The organism is Blochmannia endosymbiont of Polyrhachis (Hedomyrma) turneri (assembly GCF_000973505.1).
Classification (GTDB): Bacteria; Pseudomonadota; Gammaproteobacteria; order Enterobacterales; family Enterobacteriaceae; genus Blochmanniella.
Window position 1 is genome coordinate 459910 of record NZ_CP010048.1, and the last position, 17924, is coordinate 477833.

The window sequence follows — 17924 nt, forward strand, 5'->3', positions numbered from 1 at the left end:
TATTATTTTAAATAATTAATTTACATATAACAAATGTCAATAAAAAAAAATCACACATTAACTACAGATACAACAAACAAATAACATTTTATCAATTCTACCATAAACTAATATATTTAGGATAAAATTTACTCTATTATATATATAAAAAATATGCTACAACATATACATGCCACCATTAACATGCACAGTTTCACCAGTAATATACCTAGCCGAATCAGAAGCAAGAAATACCACAGCATGTGCAACATCTTTGGGATCACCAAAACAATTCATAGGAATTTTCGATAAAATACTCACACGATACTTATCCGATAAATTTTCTATCATGTCAGTAGAAATAAAACCTGGTGCCACTACATTAACAGTAACTCCCCGAGCTGCCACTTCACGTGCTAAAGATTTACTAAACCCAATCATACCAGATTTTGCTGCAGAATAATTAGATTGACCAATATTACCCATAAAGCCAACAACTGAACTAATATTAATAATCCTACCATAACGATTCTTCAACATCGACCGAACTACTGATTTTGACATACGATATACAGATGTCAAATTTGTATTAATAATAGACTCCCATTGATTGTCTTTCATATGTACTAGTAGACTATCTTGAACAATACCTGCATTATTAATTAATATATCAATATCACCAAATTTTAACTTTATATTTTTTAACACATGCACAATAGAATCCAAATCTGTTACATCTAATTCCATCCCCAATCCTGCATCTTTTAAATAAGAATTAATAATTTTAACACCAACTGCATTAGTGGATGTACCTATTACAATAGCACCAGACATAACTAACATTTCAGAAATAGCACGCCCTATTCCACGAGTAGCTCCAGTTACTAACGCGATTCTTTTTTCAAAGCTCATAAACACCACCTTAACGATTAATATTTAATTGCCACATTTAACGATGGTACATCATTTACAGACATACTTAACAAATTACTGTTAATAATACATCTTCGAACCATAGTGCTTAACACATTGCTAGGACCCATCTCTATTAATGTATTAATATTAAATTTTAACAAATACTCAATAATTTCATACCAACGTACAGGAGTATATAATTGCCTGATCAAAGCCTGTTTAACACGATCGGGATTTTTTTCAATACTAACATCAACATTATTTATTACAGATATAGAAGGAAACAAAAAATCAATTTTTTCTAACTCACGTTCAAATTTTTCAGCTATGGACATCATTAACTTACAATGAGACGGTATAGTAATAGGTAATATATATACAAATTTAGCACCTAATGCTTTACAAATAATATTTACACGTTCTACAGCTGTTTTATAACCTGAAATAATCACATAATTTGGTGCATTGAAAACCGATACTGAAACAAATTGATCATTACACCTAACGTCCTGACAAACTGAAATAACAACACTTTTATCTAAACCAATAACCGCAGACATCACGCCAACATCTTGGACAACTGCCATTTGCATCAAGATACCCCGTGACTCCACTAATTTAATTGCTGCAGAAAAATCAATAACACCAGAACACACTAAAGCGGAATATTCTCCTAAACTATGCCCCGCCATAAATTTTGGTAATCGCCCACCCTGAGCACACCAAATTCTCCAAATGGCGACTGACGCCGCTAAAATAGCTGGTTGAGCTCGACAAGTTTTATTTAATTCTTCTACTGGCCCCCGTTGTGTTAAATCCCATAAATTATAACCTAAAACTTCCGATGCTTCGCTAAACGTTTCCTTTAATATAGCATTTTCCGATAAACCGGATAACATTCCTACCTTTTGAGATGCTTGCCCTGGAAAAACTACTGCTAATCTATTATCCATATATAAAATCCTAATTTAATATTAAAAACGTAATAACACAGACCCCCATGTCAATCCGCCTCCAAAAGCTTCTAATAAAACTAAATGACCTCGTTTGATACGACCATCACGAACTGCTTCGTCCAGTGCTAAGGGTACAGAAGCTGCCGATGTATTACCATGCCTATCAAGGGTTACTACAACTTTTTCCATACCCATACCTAAACGTTTGGCAGTTGCAGAAATAATACGCAAATTTGCTTGATGAGGCACTAACCAATCTAATTCTCCTCGATCAATTTTATTAGCAATCATTGTTTCATCTACCACATGAGCCAAAGAAGAAACCGCTATTTTGAATAATTCATTACCAGACATTTGCAAATATGTAGTACTTGAAGGACAAATTCGATTGTAATATGGTAAAGTCAATAAATCACCATATCGACCATCAGCATGCAAATGTGTTGAAAGAATCCCAGGAGTGTCTGAACGGCCAAGTATTACAGCACCAGCTCCATCACCAAATAAAATTAACGTTCCTCGATCTTTAGGATTTAATGTATGACTTAAAGTATCAGAACCAACCACTAAAGCATATTCTATAGTACCATGCTTAATATACTGATCTGCCACACTTAACGCATAAGCAAAACCAGTACAGGCTGCTGATAAATCGAATGCAATACTATCATCTATATTTAAACTACGCTGAATTTGACACGCTGCACTAGGAAATGCATGAGTAGAAGAAGTAGTAGCAACAATAATAATACCTACAGTTTTTGCATGAATATCAGCCATCTTTAAAGCTTGTTGTGCAGCATAAAAACCCATATTAGACACTGTCTCATCCGCATTAGAAATGCGACGTTCACGAATACCAGTTCGAGTCACAATCCAATCATCTGATGTATCAATCATCTTTTCTAAAAATGAATTCGATCTAACACAAACCGGAAGATAACTCCCAGTACCAAGAATTTTAGTAAACATGTATCTATTATATCTACTTATCAATTATCATCACTATCATAATTCAGATAAAATACTTATCAATCGAGTCGCAATACGATCTGGTACTTTACGCTTCACTGCTTGCACCGCCTGTTCAATAGCAGAAACAAATGCATCTTGAGTAGCCGAACCATGACTTTTTACTACAATATCACGCAAGCCTACTAAACAAGCACCATTATACTTATTAGGATTTAATTGATTCAACCGATCACCAATAAAAAATTTTTTTATTCCAATTTGAATCCACTTATGTATTAACCATGCTGATGTAATATAATTACCTCTATTGCCTTTCAATAACGAAAGAAAAACTTTTATGACACCTTCCATCGTTTTTAAAGTAATATTTCCAATAAAACCATCACATACTAAAACATCTGCCTTACCCATTAATAACTCGTTTGCTTCAAGATAACCAATATATCGAATACATGGAATATTTCGCAATTTCATTGACGCTTGATGAATATTATGCAATCCTTTCATCTCTTCTTCCCCAATGTTAAGTAAAGCTACTCGAGGATTATTAACTCCCACGATCTGTTCAGCGAATACCGAACCCATAATTGCAAACTGAACCAACATTGAACTATCACACGTAATATTCGCACCTAAATCTAAAATAACCGTCTTTCCACAGCGTTGATTAGGCAACACAGCAGTCAACGCCGGCCGTTCAATTCCCTTTAAAGATTTAAGAATTAACTTTGACAACCCCATTAAAGCACCTGTATTACCAGCACTAATGCATCCCTGAGCTTTTTTTAACTTAATAAGTTCTAAAGCTACACGCATTGACGTTCCGCGACTAACACGAATAGCTTTCGAAGGCTTTTCCTCACTACTAATTACTAATTTAGTAGGAATCACCGTTAAACGAGTTAATAAATCACTATTTTCTGATCTAGATAAAATCGGACAAATAATATCAGGATCACCAACAAGCAGTAACTTAAGATTTGGATGCATAGCTAACGCCTGTAAGGCAGCAGGCACTATTACACTTGGCCCAAAATCGCCTCCCATAACATCCAAAGAAAGAGTAAAAAATCCCAAAAGTATATACCCTATTTTTTAAGATACCCGTTTTATTGAAATCGCTTCATAACCCCGATAAAATCCATTTTTGGTAATATAATGCCGACGATGCAACTCACCAGAACAAGAATCAATTGATATTGACATATTAAATAACTTTAATGAATCATGGGATCGCCGCATTCCGCGTTTAGAACGCGTAGGCTTATTTTGTTGTACTGCCATAACAATTCCTTAAATAACTGTAAATGTAAAAAATATAAACCAATCCAACAAAAATCACTAAAATGAATTTCTGTTTTTTAAGCATAATCATACTATAACACATGAATATAATTAAATATTAACCAAATGCAATCACAAATACTAACACGATATAGCATATTAACTATAATACAATAAATTCAATACAACTTAATAACATTTAATACAATTTTTAAAAAATTATTCTAATCAAAAATCTTTATAAAACTAAGTATCTACACAATCACTAAACGATATACAGCTAATAAAACTGTACCCAAAATACATTTTTAAAATAAAATAATTATTAAACATCAATTACTTTCGCAAAAACAATAAACAATTTGACAATATTTTATCCATAGGTGCTTCAATACAAAAAGTCTTGCCATTGATTGGATGAATAAATCGTAATTTAGAAGCATGTAAAAATAACCGATTTAAACCAGAAGAAATCTTAATCTTTTGATTATATATTGCATCTCCATAACGTTTATCATATGCAATAGGATTTCCTATATATTGTGCATGAACACGAATCTGATGTGTACGCCCAGTAATTGGGTTTACTCTAAGCAATGTTTCTGCAATAAATCTTTCTTGAACAATAAAATAAGTTTTAGAATACTTCCCTACTATCGAATTTACTTTAACATTATTTAAACATGTAGAAGAAGAATGCCTTGATAGCGGAACAGTCACAACTTTAAAATTAAATTTACACTTTCCAAAAACTAACGCTAAATATTCTTTCTTTATTACATTTAAACGCAATTGTTCATGTAACTGAATTAAAGAAAAATAATTTTTTGCTAACAACAAAACTCCAGAAGTCTCTTTATCCAAACGATGCACTAATGAAAGATAATCAAGTTCGGGACGTACTGTTCTTAACCCTTCAATAATACCATATGACAACTTACTACCAGCATGCACTGCAATACCAGATGGTTTATTAAGAATAATTAAATGATCATCTTCATAAAGAACAGAATTAAATAACTTCCTAATAATTGTTTCAGAAATACAAACATTATTTCTTTCAAACATTACATTTCGTATTGGTGGAATACGTATTATATCTCCAAAATTCAACCTATACATACATTTGACTCTTTTTTTATTAACTCGAATTTCACCTTTACGTAAAATAGAATAAACTTTATTTCTAGATATCCCTTTCAAATATGATAATAAAAAGTTATCAATACGACGTCCAATAATATTTGGCGAAGATATAGTAATTAAATTTACATTATTATTATATGTTTTCATAAAAAATTATGGTTAAATAACGATACAAAAAACTATACAGGAATAAATAACTTAAAAAAACCACTAATGAGATACCGTATATACATTTACTAAAATATAATACATTATTTACCAAATAGCATTGTTATTATAATAACTAAAATAATCATACTAAAATTATTTTAAAACGCATAAATGAAATACAATATCATGTTCAAAATTTCACTAGATTAAATTCATGAATACAATTTAAAAAATATAAATACAATATCATATTAATACTAACTACAATTCTAATTATAAAAATATAAAAATATAATAATAATACTTTATGATATTTGAAAATATCATTTCATAAAAATAATATACACATATTTTAATCACTCTTACTAAAAAATACCTTTTCCCAACAATAACAAAATATATAACCATCGGATACACTACAATGAAAAGAATGTTAATCAACGCCACCCAACAAGAAGAACTTCGTATAGCCTTAGTAGACGGACAATGGTTATATGATTTAAATATTGAAACTGTAGGACATACTCAAAAAAAATCCAATATCTATAAAGGAAAAATAACTAGAATCGAACCAAGCTTAGAAGCAGTTTTTGTTGATTATGGTGCTGAACGACACGGATTTCTCCCCTTAAAAGAAATTTCCCGCGAATATTTTTCTGCTCAATTTTCTTCATGCATTAAAACTACAAACATTAAAGAAATTTTACACGAAGGACAAGAACTAATAGTCCAAATTGATAAAGAAGAAAGAGGAAGTAAAGGTGCTGCATTAACAACATTTATCAGTTTAGCAGGTAGTTATTTAGTTTTAATGCCAAATAATCCAAAAGCAGGAGGAATTTCACGACGCATTGAAGGTAATAATAGAGTCGAATTAAAAGAAATATTATCGCTATTAGAACTGCCTGAAGGTATGAGCTTAATTGTTCGTACAGCAGGACTAGGTAAATCTGCTGAAGCATTAGAATGGGATCTGACTTTTCGACTAAAACATTGGCAAGCAATTAAAAAAGCTGCGGAAAAAAAAACAGCTCCTGTTTTAATTCATCAAGAAAGCAGCATAATTGCTCGTACTGTTCGCGATTATTTACGACCGGATATTGGAGAAATTTTAATTGATAACCCAGAGATCTTGATAACGATAAAAGAACATATAATGGCTCTTGGTCGACCGGATTTTAACAACAAAATCAAATTATACAACGGTGAAATTCCATTATTTAGCCATTATCAAATCGAATCACAAATTGAATCTGCTTTCCAGCGAAAAGTTAAATTACCATCTGGAGGTTCAATTGCTATTGACAGTACTGAAGCATTAACTGCTATTGATATTAATTCCGCCCGTTCTACACGAGGCACAGATATTGAAGATACGGCATTTAATACTAATTTAGAAGCATCTGCAGAAATTGCTAGACAGTTACGATTGCGTGATTTAGGCGGATTAATTGTTATAGATTTTATCGATATGAATTCAATGCGCCATCAACGAGAAATAGAACAATCTTTACGAGAATCCGTACGACAAGATAGAGCACGTATTCAAATTGGGCGTATTTCTCGATTTGGATTATTAGAACTTTCACGACAACGATTACGAGCATCATTGGGTGAATCAAGTTATCACGTTTGTCCAAGGTGCGGAGGTACAGGTAGTATTCGTGATAACGAATCGTTATCTCTATCTATTTTACGATTAATTGAAGAAGAAGCACTAAAAGAAAATACATGCGAAGTACACGCTATTGTTCCAGTACCAATTGCCTCCTATTTACTTAACGAAAAAAGAAAATCAATTAATGAAATTGAAAAACGACAAGGGGGAATTCGAACTATTATAGTCCCCAATGACCAAATGCAAACGCCGAATTATATTATTCATCGTATTAGAAAAGGCGAAAAAGCTTCTAGACCAAGCTATTTATTACCACAACTCCACGAAATAGATATTGCAAACGAAGAACATAACTATAATAAAGAAAAACAATATACCCACGAAACTACTACATCATCACAAAACATTCATATTAGATCAAATAAAACAATATCAATAACCAAAAAAATAATATTTAACACAATTTTATACACAACATTCCTCGATAAAAATACTATCTATTTTTATAACATACTACACCGATTAATCATTAAACTTAAATACACATTGTTTATGTTATCAAAATCATTAAAATAATTATACCATCTTAGTTCATGATTGCTTTTAAAAATTGCTTAATTGTACAATTGGATACGAATATAAAAATATCAACAAAAAATAATAAACAAGAAAATTATTCATAAATTCAACAATCATGGAATCATATAAATTAAATAAAAACATCTTAATATTAAAAAAAATTAAAAAATAATATAAATACACCCAAAAACATTAAAGACATACTAAAAAATATTTCTGAATATGTTATAAACTTGATAATTATATTCAATATATTATATAATTAAGTAACTGTTGTAACAATACACGAATTTCAAATCATCATAACATATTTGAAATCATTTAAATATTGTAGTATTTTAACTGCAAAACCATTAATTAAAAAACATAAAACCCTATATTTGGAAAATAAATATTCAATTAATATTTTCTCTAAATTTTTAACACATACAGCATCGGATACTTATGGTATAATTTTTCATTGTAAATAATTTGAATTTTTTTAAAAAATTGTATTTTACTAACAATAATAACAATAAATTGTCTTATTAACACACTATTAAACTTGGTTATTATCTATACAATTTAATTAATATCTTTAATTTTGAATTTAATCAATATTAATAATGTTACAAATATATAATGACTAAACTCCCAAAATTTAACTGTAATCTATTACACCCAAAATATTGGTGCATTTGGTTAGGAATAATACTACTATATTTAATAGTAGTACTCTTACCTTATCATGCAATACATTACTGCGGTATTAAATTAGGCAGAACAGTACAATGGTTTATATCACGTAGAATAAAAATTATTCGACAAAATCTACAACTGTGTTTTCCAAATTTAACGAAAACAGAACTAGAACATTTAGTAAAAAAAAATTGTGAATCAATTGGTATGGGAATTTTTGAAACAGGCATGGCTTGGTTTTGGTCAGATACACGTATTAAACGTTGGTTCACAATTAAAGGTTTAAAATATATCATTCAAGCAAAAAAAGAAAACAAGGGGGTTCTACTAATTGGAATGCATTTTCTTACCCTCGAACTAGGAGCAAGAATTTTTGGCATATTACATCCAGGTATTGGTGTATATCGACCTAATAACAATTTATTAATCGATTGGTTACAAACTTGGGGACGATTACGATCAAACAAATCAATGCTTCATCGTTCTGATATAAAAGGAATTGTAAAAGCATTAAAAAATGGAGAAATTATTTGGTATGCACCTGATCATGACTACGGATATAAAAACAGCATATTTGTTCCTTTGTTTGCTGTACCTCATGCCGCAACTACAATAGGAACATACAAAATAGCTAAAATTACTAAACCAGCTATTATCCCATTCATGCCCTACCGTTTACCGAACGCTTCAGGTTATGAATTACTCATTTTACCGGATGAAAAAACCATACCACTAAACCAAGACATCGAAACAGTAATAACTTACATTAACAAAAAAATAATTGAAAAATTAATTCTAACCGCTCCAGATCAATATATGTGGTTACATAGACGTTTTAAGACACGGCCCCATGGTGATCCCCCTCTATACTAATATTAATAAAAAACACCAAACTAAACATAATTAATTCCAATGCTATAAATACTGCAATATAAAAAATTTTATACTTATTAATAATTATTACTCAGACAAGATAAAAAATACTTACAAATATTATGCGAATATTCACTATAATATACAACATTCTTATTTTAATAACACTGTTGCACTCTACACACCCCCGTGCTTTACTGTATACCCTGCCAAAAAAAGGGAACAAAATAGTAGGAGAAAATATCGAAATTACAATCCCAACCAATAACACACTTCCTCTTGAATATTTTGCTGAAAAATACCAAATCGGATTAAGCAATCTTTTAGAAATTAATCCTAATATCGACGTTTACTTACCAAAATCAAACAAACCAATAATTATTCCCCATCAATTAATTTTACCTGACACCCCCCATGAGGGAATAATCATTAATAGTGCAGAAATGAGACTATTTTTCTATCCAAAAAATAACAACACAGTAATTATTTTTCCAATAGGTATCGGAGAAATTGAACATCACACCCCATTTAACTGGATTACATCAATACAAAAAAAAAACATAACCCAACATGGATTCCCACCCAAAATATAAAAAACGAATATATTGCACGAGGAGACATCCCTCCAAAAATTGTACCACCAGGACCTCAGAATCCAATGGGATCGCACGCTTTATATATTGGAAAACTTTATGCAATTCACGGTACTAACTCAAATTTTGGCATTGGTTTACGTATAAGCCATGGATGCGTACGTTTAAGAACCAAGGATATGAAATATCTCTTTGACCATGCACCAATAGGAACTAGAGTACAATTTATTAACGAACCAGTAAAAATCACCACGGAAACAAACGGTACTTCTTATTTAGAAGTACATGATCCATTATCACTAACAAAAAAAGAATTTAATTCACAACAACAAAAAAAAATTCAATTATCAAACACTATACGCAAAATACTTCAGTGTAATAAAACAATAGACCATAAGCTAGTACAAGAAGCACTTAATCAACGTCTAGGAATCCCAATTAACATTACATTAAAACACAAATAATAAAAACACAAATAATATTTATGTTTTTAAGTAATATTTATGTTTTTATAAATTATGACAATAATATCGAGTCATTACATATAATGACTATTGTTTATACCCGGGACGAGACTTGAACTCGTACAGCAAGCAGCTGAGGGATTTTAAGTCCCTTGTGTCTACCAATTCCACCACCCGGGCTAAAGAATTAGGCACGTCTCAGACTTGAACTGAGATTAACGGATTTGCAATCCGTTGCATAACCCTTCTGCCAACGCGCCATTTATACTCATCATTCTTTATAAAAAATAATATGACATGCAAACTAAAAAAATAAAACATATATATAAAGTATACAATATAAAACAGCCTAAATACAACAACTAACAAAGTAAATAACAAATAATAATTTTCATTAACAAAAAACCACACCACAAACATATTTTGTTAAAAAAATCAATTTTAAAATTTGAAAATTAAAATCACAAAAAAATATTAATTTTAAACGTTTAATTAGAGTCAGTACCACTCGAAACATACATCAAGAGCCATTATCTGTCCTTTTAAATAAACCATTCTTGTACAATATACAAACATATTTCAAAATCGACAATAAAGTTAAAACGAAAGCTAAATATAAAATAACTGTCCCCACTACTATTAAATATTCACTTGGGTGCCATAATAATAGTACCACAGAAAACATTTGCAACGTTGTTTTTATTTTGCTTGTTCTGGAAACTATAATACCTACATTAGGATAGGAAATTTTGGCTACCCATTCACGTAATGCTGATATAACAATTTCGCGCATAATCATACTCGCAACTGGTAAAGTCACCCACCATGTATGAAAATACTCTTCAATAAGCATTAATGCCACGGCAACTAAAAGTTTATCAACTACCGGATCTAAAAAAGCACCAAACACAGTAGTTTGTTCCAAACGACGTGCTAAAAAACCATCAAACCAATCTGTTAAGGACGCAAAAATAAAAAATATTGCAGATAATAGCGGGCAAAATGAAAATGGCAAATAAAAAAATATAATAATAAACGGTATGGTAATTACACGAAACAAAGTAATCCACGTAGGTATATTTATATTCAAATACATAATAACACAACAACTGAAACAATAATAATAAAGAGGCAAGTAAAACTACAAAAAACCGCACTATAGCATCTCAATACATTTCATAAAAAAAATGTACAATTATATATCATTACTACAACGACAATCATTAAAAACGTACTCTAAAAAATTTAACAATACAAATACACACACACCTAACAATTTTCCAACAAATATACTATTATACTTAAATATGTCTGTAAATAAAAAATTCACCTTAAAAATATACACTAACAAATGTACAGCATAAAACATGTTCTTACTAACTTAACTCTATATCACATATCACACTAAATAACATAATCTATTGACAAAATATTGCAAACCTGAAACACTTATACCATAATAATTCATAATCCTGGGTCGTTAGCTCAGTAGGTAGAGCTGTTGACTCTTAATCAACAGGCCGTAGGTTCGATTCCTACACGACCCAACTCTAAAAAATCATTAAACACGCAGTCAATAAAATTAGTATAAAAACACTCGACAATACTTTAATAATTTAATACTTGTACAACATCTAAATAATTCTATATGCTGTATTTATAACGCATAACAAAAAAATTAGAAAATTTCAAATCACACTAAATAATACAAGAAAAAAATAAAAACCTACAAACAATTATGTAATACTACAATGTAGTAATACACAACCCTAATTAATAAATACATACAACATCAGCAACAGATAACACTCACTCTTTAAAGCTAAAATTTTATATTACCCCGGAGGAGTAGAGATTCGAACTCTAGAATACTAAAAAATATTACCGATTTTCAAGACCGGCGCCTTCAACCACTCAGCCACTCCTCCAACTAATAACACAAATATTACAATATACATAAATTTAAATCATTAAAAAACATATTTTAACACATACAACGTTTTTATAAAAAAACACAAATAATTTAATATTATATAATAATTCTTTCATATAATATACTTATATCTTAATATACTTATATCTTAACAAGATATTTAATCATAATTCACAATTTCAACAAAATAATTTAATCATCACACTTTACAAAGTATAACTAATTTAACACAAACTATACAATTTAATAACATAAATCTAATAACATAAATAAATAACACAATATACTCTAATTTTAACAAATACATGAATTTTAACAAATACATGAACAAACAAACATTAAAACTAATCACCGATTCTGAAGGATATTTACTAAATTTTAATGACTGGAATGAAGAAATTGCTACTTTAATTGCTAATAACGATAAAATATTGCTTAAAAATCCACATTGGGAAATTATCTATTTCGTTAGATCATTTTATACAAAATTTAATATTTCTCCAAATATTCGGCTCTTAGTTAAAAAATTGGCATTGAAATATGGACCAAACAAAGGAAACAGCATATATCTCTTACGCCTTTTTCAAAACAATGAAATAGCAAGAGAAATCGCTAAAATATCTGGATTGCCAAAACCAAAAAAATGCCTATAAATACAATAAAAAATCATGCTCCACTTAAATCTCAAGAACAAAAAATAAAATAATTATTACAACATCCACAATTATATAACTAATACTAAAAAATTATATTTCTTTTAAAATAAACCTTTCACAGATTTACCTGTATAATAACATATTGCAAATATTTTACATCTCGTATATAATTAACTCGATTTTAAAATAGTGAGCATTATAAATTTATACTAGAGTATTCATTCTCTACTTCTTTTCACCATAAATTTATTAAAAAATATATAAATAAAATATAAAATAAAGGAATAGATTAATGTCAGAAAGTTTCATAACAGCAAGTAAATTTAGCATAGGACAACAAGTAAGACACAAACTTTTAGGATACTTAGGAGTTGTTATTGATGTAGATCCTGAATACTCTCTTGAAAAACCATCACTAGATGAAATTACAAATAACGATACTTTACGTCAATCTCCTTGGTATCATGTTGTTATGGAAGATGAAGAAGGAAAACCGATACATACTTATTTAGCCGAAGCTCAATTAGGATATGAACCAATTCCCACACATTCAGATCAATCTACTTTAGACGATTTAGCAGAATCTATTCGTTTGCAGCTTCAAGCTCCTCGTTTAAGAAATTAATATATTCATAAAAAATAATAAACTAATCTTGTTTGTAAAATTCCACGATAATATTCATGTAACTATACACTACACAAATGTAATCATTTAATGCCTATTAGTAACTTAACATATAAATCATCACTACTTACTATGGGTTATATTCAAAATAATAAACATACAATCATATATTCTGTCACAATTAAACAACATTCATAATACGCAATGAGAAATACTTAACTATGAAAAAAATACAAACACTAACTCTTATAATAATTGCACATTTAATTTACTTACCAGATAATATCGCATATTCAAACCCATTAAAAAAAAATACCTGGTATATAGGTAATAAAATTGGTTTACCTCGATATAATAATATCATTACCTATATTAATGAAATAATAACATGCAATAATACTAATGAGGAAATTTGTAACTCACATATAGGATTCGGAACATTCATTGGCTACCACACCGATCAGTGTTTCGGATTTGAGTTAGGATACAATTGGTTAGGACAAATAACTTATTCTAACGAAGAAATCAAGAGCTCTTTTGAAGTACAAAATATAGATATTAGCACAAAATTATATCATCCAATTATTCATGATAGTATTAATATATATACAAAAATTGGAGGAGCAATTTGGCACGCCAGTATTAAAAATTCATATCATGATCATACCAATAAAATCCATCACCTTAATATCAATGACACAAGCATATCACCACTTTTAAGCTTCGGAATAGAATATACAATTAAAAAACAATGGACAACCAGACTAGAATATCAAAAAATTAATAATGTCGGAAACATTCACTCTATTGGAGCACAATCAAATCATACTATGATAAACCTAAATATTCTGTATTATTTTATATAAATATAACTTAATATAATTACAATATAAAAAATATCTATGTATATCCTAAGATATAATCCATAAATTTTAATGTCAAAAATATTAATTGATCAATTGTATTATCATTACATTATAGATAACAAAATACATAACAAAATATTCTACCTCTTATGTTATGTATTATGTATTTGTTTTATATATTAAAACCATAATTTTATTATGCCAATTAACTTAATTGATAATCAAAAATATCTAAAATGTACCATATTAAACATTAAAAAATACACTAATGTTACACTAACTGAAATTTAAAAATTTTTTAACAAATAATTACTAAAAAATACCTTAAAAGTTAAACATACAATTTATATTTTTTCATATCAACATTAATCTATAATTTACTGTTACATAACATATTATATATTAATTCTTCAAAAACAATTTATCCATAAATCTACAAATCATGTCAAAAATTTTCAAAAATCATTTAAAATCAAATAACAAAATTATCAATAAATATATTCAATAACCTTACTTAATTTTAACAATATCATTCTTAATATTCCATATTATATATTACCGAGAAAAATATGATCAAAAAACAACAATATTATACAAAAGAAGATTTATTAGCTTCAGGGCGGGGTGAACTTTTTGGTAATCAAGGACCGTCACTACCAGCACCAAATATGCTAATGATGGATCGTGTAATAAAAATAACCGAAAACGGGGGAAATTATAATAAAGGTTTTATACAAGCAGAACTGGATATTCTTTCAGATATGTGGTTTTTTCATTGCCATTTTATCAATGATCCAGTGATGCCTGGTTGTTTAGGACTAGATGCAATGTGGCAACTAGTCGGTTTTTATTTAGGCTGGTTAGGTGGCAAAGGCAAAGGACGGGCTTTAGGTGTAAAAACAGTAAAATTTAGTGGACAAATTTTACCTACAGCCAAAAAAGTAACATATGTAATTCATTTTAGAAAAATCATTAACAGAACACTGACTATGGGCATGGCTGACGGCGAAGTATTTTGTGATGGAAAGATAATATACACCGCATCTGATTTAAAAGTCGGATTATTTAAAAATATTACAGAATTTTAATAAAATAAACCACACAATTCAGTTAAAAATAGCTCTAATTCATCAAAGAATTTTAAAATTTTAATATACACAAATCAGTGAAATTATTTGCAAAAAACATTGTACATCATAATACGATATGAATACAATTATCACTAAAATAAATAACACAAAAATTACCGAAACTTAGTAACATATTAAACCTGCAAAATCAATTTAACAATTATAATTATCAAAAAGTATCAAAATACACGTTTTACATTAAAAATAAATTTTTAACACTATAGCTTACATAAATTTATCTGCATATACAGACTTTACTATAAAAAAATAATAAATTTTTAACAATTTTAATATTAAAGATCTTATAATTTAAAATGAAAATTAATTACACTATTATTTAGAGAAAGTTTATGAATGAAATTTCTACTATTACTAACATACTACAGGGACATATACCAACTAATTCTGAAATAACTGTATGCGGTTGGGTTAAAACTCGAAGAGATTCCCGAAAATTATCTTTTCTCAATATATACGATGGATCTTGCCTGCACACTTTACAAGTAATAGTTGAAAATAAAAAAATTCACAATTATAAAAAAGACATTCTTCACCTAACAAGCGGCTGTTCAGTCAAAATCATTGGAAAAATAGTCCAATCAATAGGAAAAAAACAAAACATTGAATTACAAGCTAAACACGTTGAAATATTAGGACTAATTGAAAATCCTGACACATATCCTATATCCCCTAAAAAACACAATATGGAATATTTAAGAGAGATCGCACATTTACGTCCACGAACAAATATTATAGGAGCAATTTCACGAACACGTAATGTATTAGCACATGCCATTCACAATTTCATGAACAAAAACGGATTTTTGTGGATTCCTACTCCTATAATTACCACAACCGATACCGAAGGTACAAGTAAAATGTTTCAAGTATCTACTTTAAACTTCAAAAATTTACCGTATACCCCGTCAGGTAATATAAATTACGCAAAAGATTTTTTTGGTAAAGAATCTTTTTTAACAGTCTCAGGACAACTTAACGTAGAAAGTTATGCCTGTGCATTATCAAAAACCTATACATTTGGACCAACATTTCGAGCCGAACCATCCAATACAAACAAACATTTAGCAGAATTTTGGATGATTGAACCAGAAGTCGCATTTGCAGATTTAGATAATATTATTTGTATTGCAAAATCATTATTACAACATATTTGTAAAACAATATTAAAAAAATGCTCTGATGATATAGACTTTTTTTCAAAAAAACATAATCTTGCTATTATTAATCGTCTAGAAAATATTGTAGAAAAAAATTTTATAGAAATTACTTATACCCAAGCTATCAACATTCTAAAACAATCTAAAAAACAATTTAAAAATAAAATTTTTTGGGGAGCTAATCTTTTATCAGAACACGAAAAATATTTAACAGAAGAATATTTTAATCAACCTACGATAATAAAACATTATCCTAAAAAAATCAAAGCTTTCTATATGCGTTTAAATGACGATATGAAAACTTCAGCAGCAATGGACATATTGCTACCAGGTATAGGTGAAATTATTGGTGGCTCTCAACGAGAAGAACGACTTAACGTTCTTGACAAAAATTTAGAAGAATTTGGACTAAATAAAAATAACTATCAATGGTATCGAGATCTTCGCCGGTACGGTACCGTCCCACACTCAGGTTTTGGATTAGGATTTGAAAGATTAATGCTATTTATTACCGGAATAAAAAATATTCGTGATATCGTCCCATTTCCAAGAACATTAAAAAACATAAACTATTAAATAAATAATAGCATTGTAGATATATATCACATGATTCACAATGACTAAAATTAATTACTATTTAATACATAATGAAATACATTCAAATAATTACATATTAAAAAAATATAATAAACGATCGAAAATTAATAATATCAACGAAACAATATTTTAACACACTAAATTTAAATTAAATTAGTACACTACATAACACTTATAAAGTGGTAATATAATTATATAATTATAAGATCCAAAAAAACAAACAATATGCAATATGACATTAAAATATTTTACAACTATCAAATTCATCAAATGAATTACTCTAAAATATACTATGACTATAACCAACAAAAAATTTAAAAAATCACATATAAACTATCTTTATACAAATAATTCAAACCATATTATCAATAATAATAAAAATATGTAACTGAAGATATATAATTGAACTTGATATTTATATCGCTATAAATATAAAAATATATTTTATCACATGAAATAAAATAAATACATCATACAAATACAAAATTTATAGATATATTATATTTAATACAAATACATCAAATCAATAAAACTCTTGAAATTAATTGTAATTTAAAATAATATACTTGCTTAAATTTATAATTTAAATTTTTAAAAATTAATATTACTATTCAATAATTAAAAATATAAAAACAAAAAATAATCATTCATGACATTTAAATGTTTTAAATTTTAAATACCATTTGAAATGCAAAATATATATTAAGTATATAAGTATGGATATTACCT

15 protein-coding genes, 4 tRNA genes and 1 pseudogene are annotated in these 17924 nt (G+C 28.5%); 10 read left to right on the top strand and 10 right to left on the bottom strand.

Annotated features, from left to right (window positions below; translation table 11 throughout):
• Positions 1-156: 156 nt before the first annotated feature.
• The 6 genes from fabG to BTURN675_RS01970 form a co-directional block, all read right to left on the bottom strand.
• Positions 157-891, bottom strand: coding sequence for a 3-oxoacyl-ACP reductase FabG (gene fabG / locus BTURN675_RS01945; RefSeq protein ID WP_046288873.1), 735 nt, complete (start codon positions 889-891; stop codon positions 157-159).
• 17 nt (positions 892-908) lie between these two features.
• Positions 909-1847, bottom strand: coding sequence for an ACP S-malonyltransferase (fabD, locus tag BTURN675_RS01950; protein WP_046288874.1), 939 nt, complete (start codon positions 1845-1847; stop codon positions 909-911).
• A gap of 21 nt (positions 1848-1868) precedes the next feature.
• Positions 1869-2822, bottom strand: coding sequence for a beta-ketoacyl-ACP synthase III (locus tag BTURN675_RS01955; protein WP_046288875.1), 954 nt, complete (start codon positions 2820-2822; stop codon positions 1869-1871).
• A gap of 36 nt (positions 2823-2858) precedes the next feature.
• The gene (plsX, locus tag BTURN675_RS01960) at positions 2859-3902 is read right to left on the bottom strand and encodes a phosphate acyltransferase PlsX (RefSeq protein ID WP_144406094.1); all 1044 of its coding nucleotides are present in this window, start codon (positions 3900-3902) and stop codon (positions 2859-2861) included.
• An 18-nt stretch (positions 3903-3920) separates the two neighbouring features.
• Positions 3921-4109, bottom strand: a complete 189-nt coding sequence (gene rpmF / locus BTURN675_RS01965) for a 50S ribosomal protein L32 (protein ID WP_046288876.1) — start codon at positions 4107-4109, stop codon at positions 3921-3923.
• 336 nt (positions 4110-4445) lie between these two features.
• Positions 4446-5402, bottom strand: coding sequence for an RluA family pseudouridine synthase (locus BTURN675_RS01970; RefSeq protein ID WP_046288877.1), 957 nt, complete (start codon positions 5400-5402; stop codon positions 4446-4448).
• A gap of 424 nt (positions 5403-5826) precedes the next feature.
• Here BTURN675_RS01970 and rne point away from each other — a divergent pair.
• From rne to BTURN675_RS03265, 4 genes and pseudogenes are all read left to right on the top strand, one after another.
• Positions 5827-7362: pseudogene (gene rne / locus BTURN675_RS01975) on the top strand (ribonuclease E); the annotation flags it as partial.
• Positions 7363-8223: 861 nt separating this feature from the next.
• Entirely contained in the window at positions 8224-9153 is a 930-nt protein-coding gene (lpxL, locus tag BTURN675_RS01980) for an LpxL/LpxP family Kdo(2)-lipid IV(A) lauroyl/palmitoleoyl acyltransferase (protein WP_046288878.1), read from the top strand.
• Positions 9154-9275: 122 nt separating this feature from the next.
• Positions 9276-9746, top strand: a complete 471-nt coding sequence (locus BTURN675_RS03260; protein WP_216697866.1) for a L,D-transpeptidase family protein — start codon at positions 9276-9278, stop codon at positions 9744-9746.
• Between the two features lie 11 nt (positions 9747-9757).
• Positions 9758-10210 carry a L,D-transpeptidase family protein gene (locus BTURN675_RS03265; protein ID WP_245592140.1) on the top strand — a complete coding sequence of 151 codons (453 nt, stop codon included), beginning with the start codon at positions 9758-9760 and terminating at the stop codon, positions 10208-10210.
• Positions 10211-10307: 97 nt separating this feature from the next.
• On the opposite strand, the gene BTURN675_RS01990 is transcribed toward BTURN675_RS03265, so the two are convergent.
• The 3 genes from BTURN675_RS01990 to pgsA all read right to left on the bottom strand — a co-directional run bounded on the left by BTURN675_RS01990 (position 10308) and on the right by pgsA (position 11300).
• Positions 10308-10390 (bottom strand) — tRNA-Leu (locus tag BTURN675_RS01990).
• Positions 10391-10399: 9 nt separating this feature from the next.
• Positions 10400-10470: transfer RNA gene (locus tag BTURN675_RS01995), tRNA-Cys, on the bottom strand.
• A 260-nt stretch (positions 10471-10730) separates the two neighbouring features.
• On the bottom strand, positions 10731-11300 hold the full coding sequence (pgsA, locus tag BTURN675_RS02000) for a CDP-diacylglycerol--glycerol-3-phosphate 3-phosphatidyltransferase (protein ID WP_046289122.1): 570 nt from the start codon (positions 11298-11300) through the stop codon (positions 10731-10733).
• A gap of 384 nt (positions 11301-11684) precedes the next feature.
• Between pgsA and BTURN675_RS02005 the strand changes: the two genes are divergently transcribed.
• Positions 11685-11757: transfer RNA gene (locus BTURN675_RS02005), tRNA-Lys, on the top strand.
• A gap of 294 nt (positions 11758-12051) precedes the next feature.
• On the opposite strand, the gene BTURN675_RS02010 is transcribed toward BTURN675_RS02005, so the two are convergent.
• Positions 12052-12138 (bottom strand) — tRNA-Ser (locus tag BTURN675_RS02010).
• A gap of 328 nt (positions 12139-12466) precedes the next feature.
• Between BTURN675_RS02010 and BTURN675_RS02015 the strand changes: the two genes are divergently transcribed.
• From BTURN675_RS02015 to asnS, 5 genes are all read left to right on the top strand, one after another.
• Positions 12467-12796 carry a TusE/DsrC/DsvC family sulfur relay protein gene (locus BTURN675_RS02015; protein ID WP_046289123.1) on the top strand — a complete coding sequence of 110 codons (330 nt, stop codon included), beginning with the start codon at positions 12467-12469 and terminating at the stop codon, positions 12794-12796.
• 310 nt (positions 12797-13106) lie between these two features.
• Positions 13107-13424, top strand: coding sequence for a heat shock protein HspQ (gene hspQ, locus BTURN675_RS02020; protein WP_046289124.1), 318 nt, complete (start codon positions 13107-13109; stop codon positions 13422-13424).
• A 221-nt stretch (positions 13425-13645) separates the two neighbouring features.
• Positions 13646-14290 (top strand): outer membrane beta-barrel protein, encoded by a 645-nt coding sequence (locus BTURN675_RS02025; RefSeq protein WP_046288879.1) that lies wholly within the window; start codon positions 13646-13648, stop codon positions 14288-14290.
• 569 nt (positions 14291-14859) lie between these two features.
• A complete protein-coding gene (fabA, locus tag BTURN675_RS02030) occupies positions 14860-15378 on the top strand; it encodes a bifunctional 3-hydroxydecanoyl-ACP dehydratase/trans-2-decenoyl-ACP isomerase (RefSeq protein WP_046288880.1) in 519 nt (172 codons plus the stop codon).
• Between the two features lie 392 nt (positions 15379-15770).
• A complete protein-coding gene (gene asnS / locus BTURN675_RS02035) occupies positions 15771-17174 on the top strand; it encodes an asparagine--tRNA ligase (RefSeq protein WP_046288881.1) in 1404 nt (467 codons plus the stop codon).
• Positions 17175-17924: the final 750 nt, after the last annotated feature.

Excerpts from the sequence above, each read along its gene's own strand:
- fabG (WP_046288873.1), bottom strand. The coding sequence starts at position 891 with ATGAGCTTTGAAAAAAGAATCGCGTTAGTAACTGGAGCTACTCGTGGA.
- fabD (WP_046288874.1), bottom strand. The coding sequence starts at position 1,847 with ATGGATAATAGATTAGCAGTAGTTTTTCCAGGGCAAGCATCTCAAAAG.
- BTURN675_RS01955 (WP_046288875.1), bottom strand. The coding sequence starts at position 2,822 with ATGTTTACTAAAATTCTTGGTACTGGGAGTTATCTTCCGGTTTGTGTT.
- rpmF (WP_046288876.1), bottom strand. The coding sequence starts at position 4,109 with ATGGCAGTACAACAAAATAAGCCTACGCGTTCTAAACGCGGAATGCGG.
- BTURN675_RS01970 (WP_046288877.1), bottom strand. The coding sequence starts at position 5,402 with ATGAAAACATATAATAATAATGTAAATTTAATTACTATATCTTCGCCA.
- lpxL (WP_046288878.1), top strand. The coding sequence starts at position 8,224 with ATGACTAAACTCCCAAAATTTAACTGTAATCTATTACACCCAAAATAT.
- BTURN675_RS03260 (WP_216697866.1), top strand. The coding sequence starts at position 9,276 with ATGCGAATATTCACTATAATATACAACATTCTTATTTTAATAACACTG.
- BTURN675_RS02015 (WP_046289123.1), top strand. The coding sequence starts at position 12,467 with ATGAACAAACAAACATTAAAACTAATCACCGATTCTGAAGGATATTTA.
- BTURN675_RS02025 (WP_046288879.1), top strand. The coding sequence starts at position 13,646 with ATGAAAAAAATACAAACACTAACTCTTATAATAATTGCACATTTAATT.
- fabA (WP_046288880.1), top strand. The coding sequence starts at position 14,860 with ATGATCAAAAAACAACAATATTATACAAAAGAAGATTTATTAGCTTCA.
- asnS (WP_046288881.1), top strand. The coding sequence starts at position 15,771 with ATGAATGAAATTTCTACTATTACTAACATACTACAGGGACATATACCA.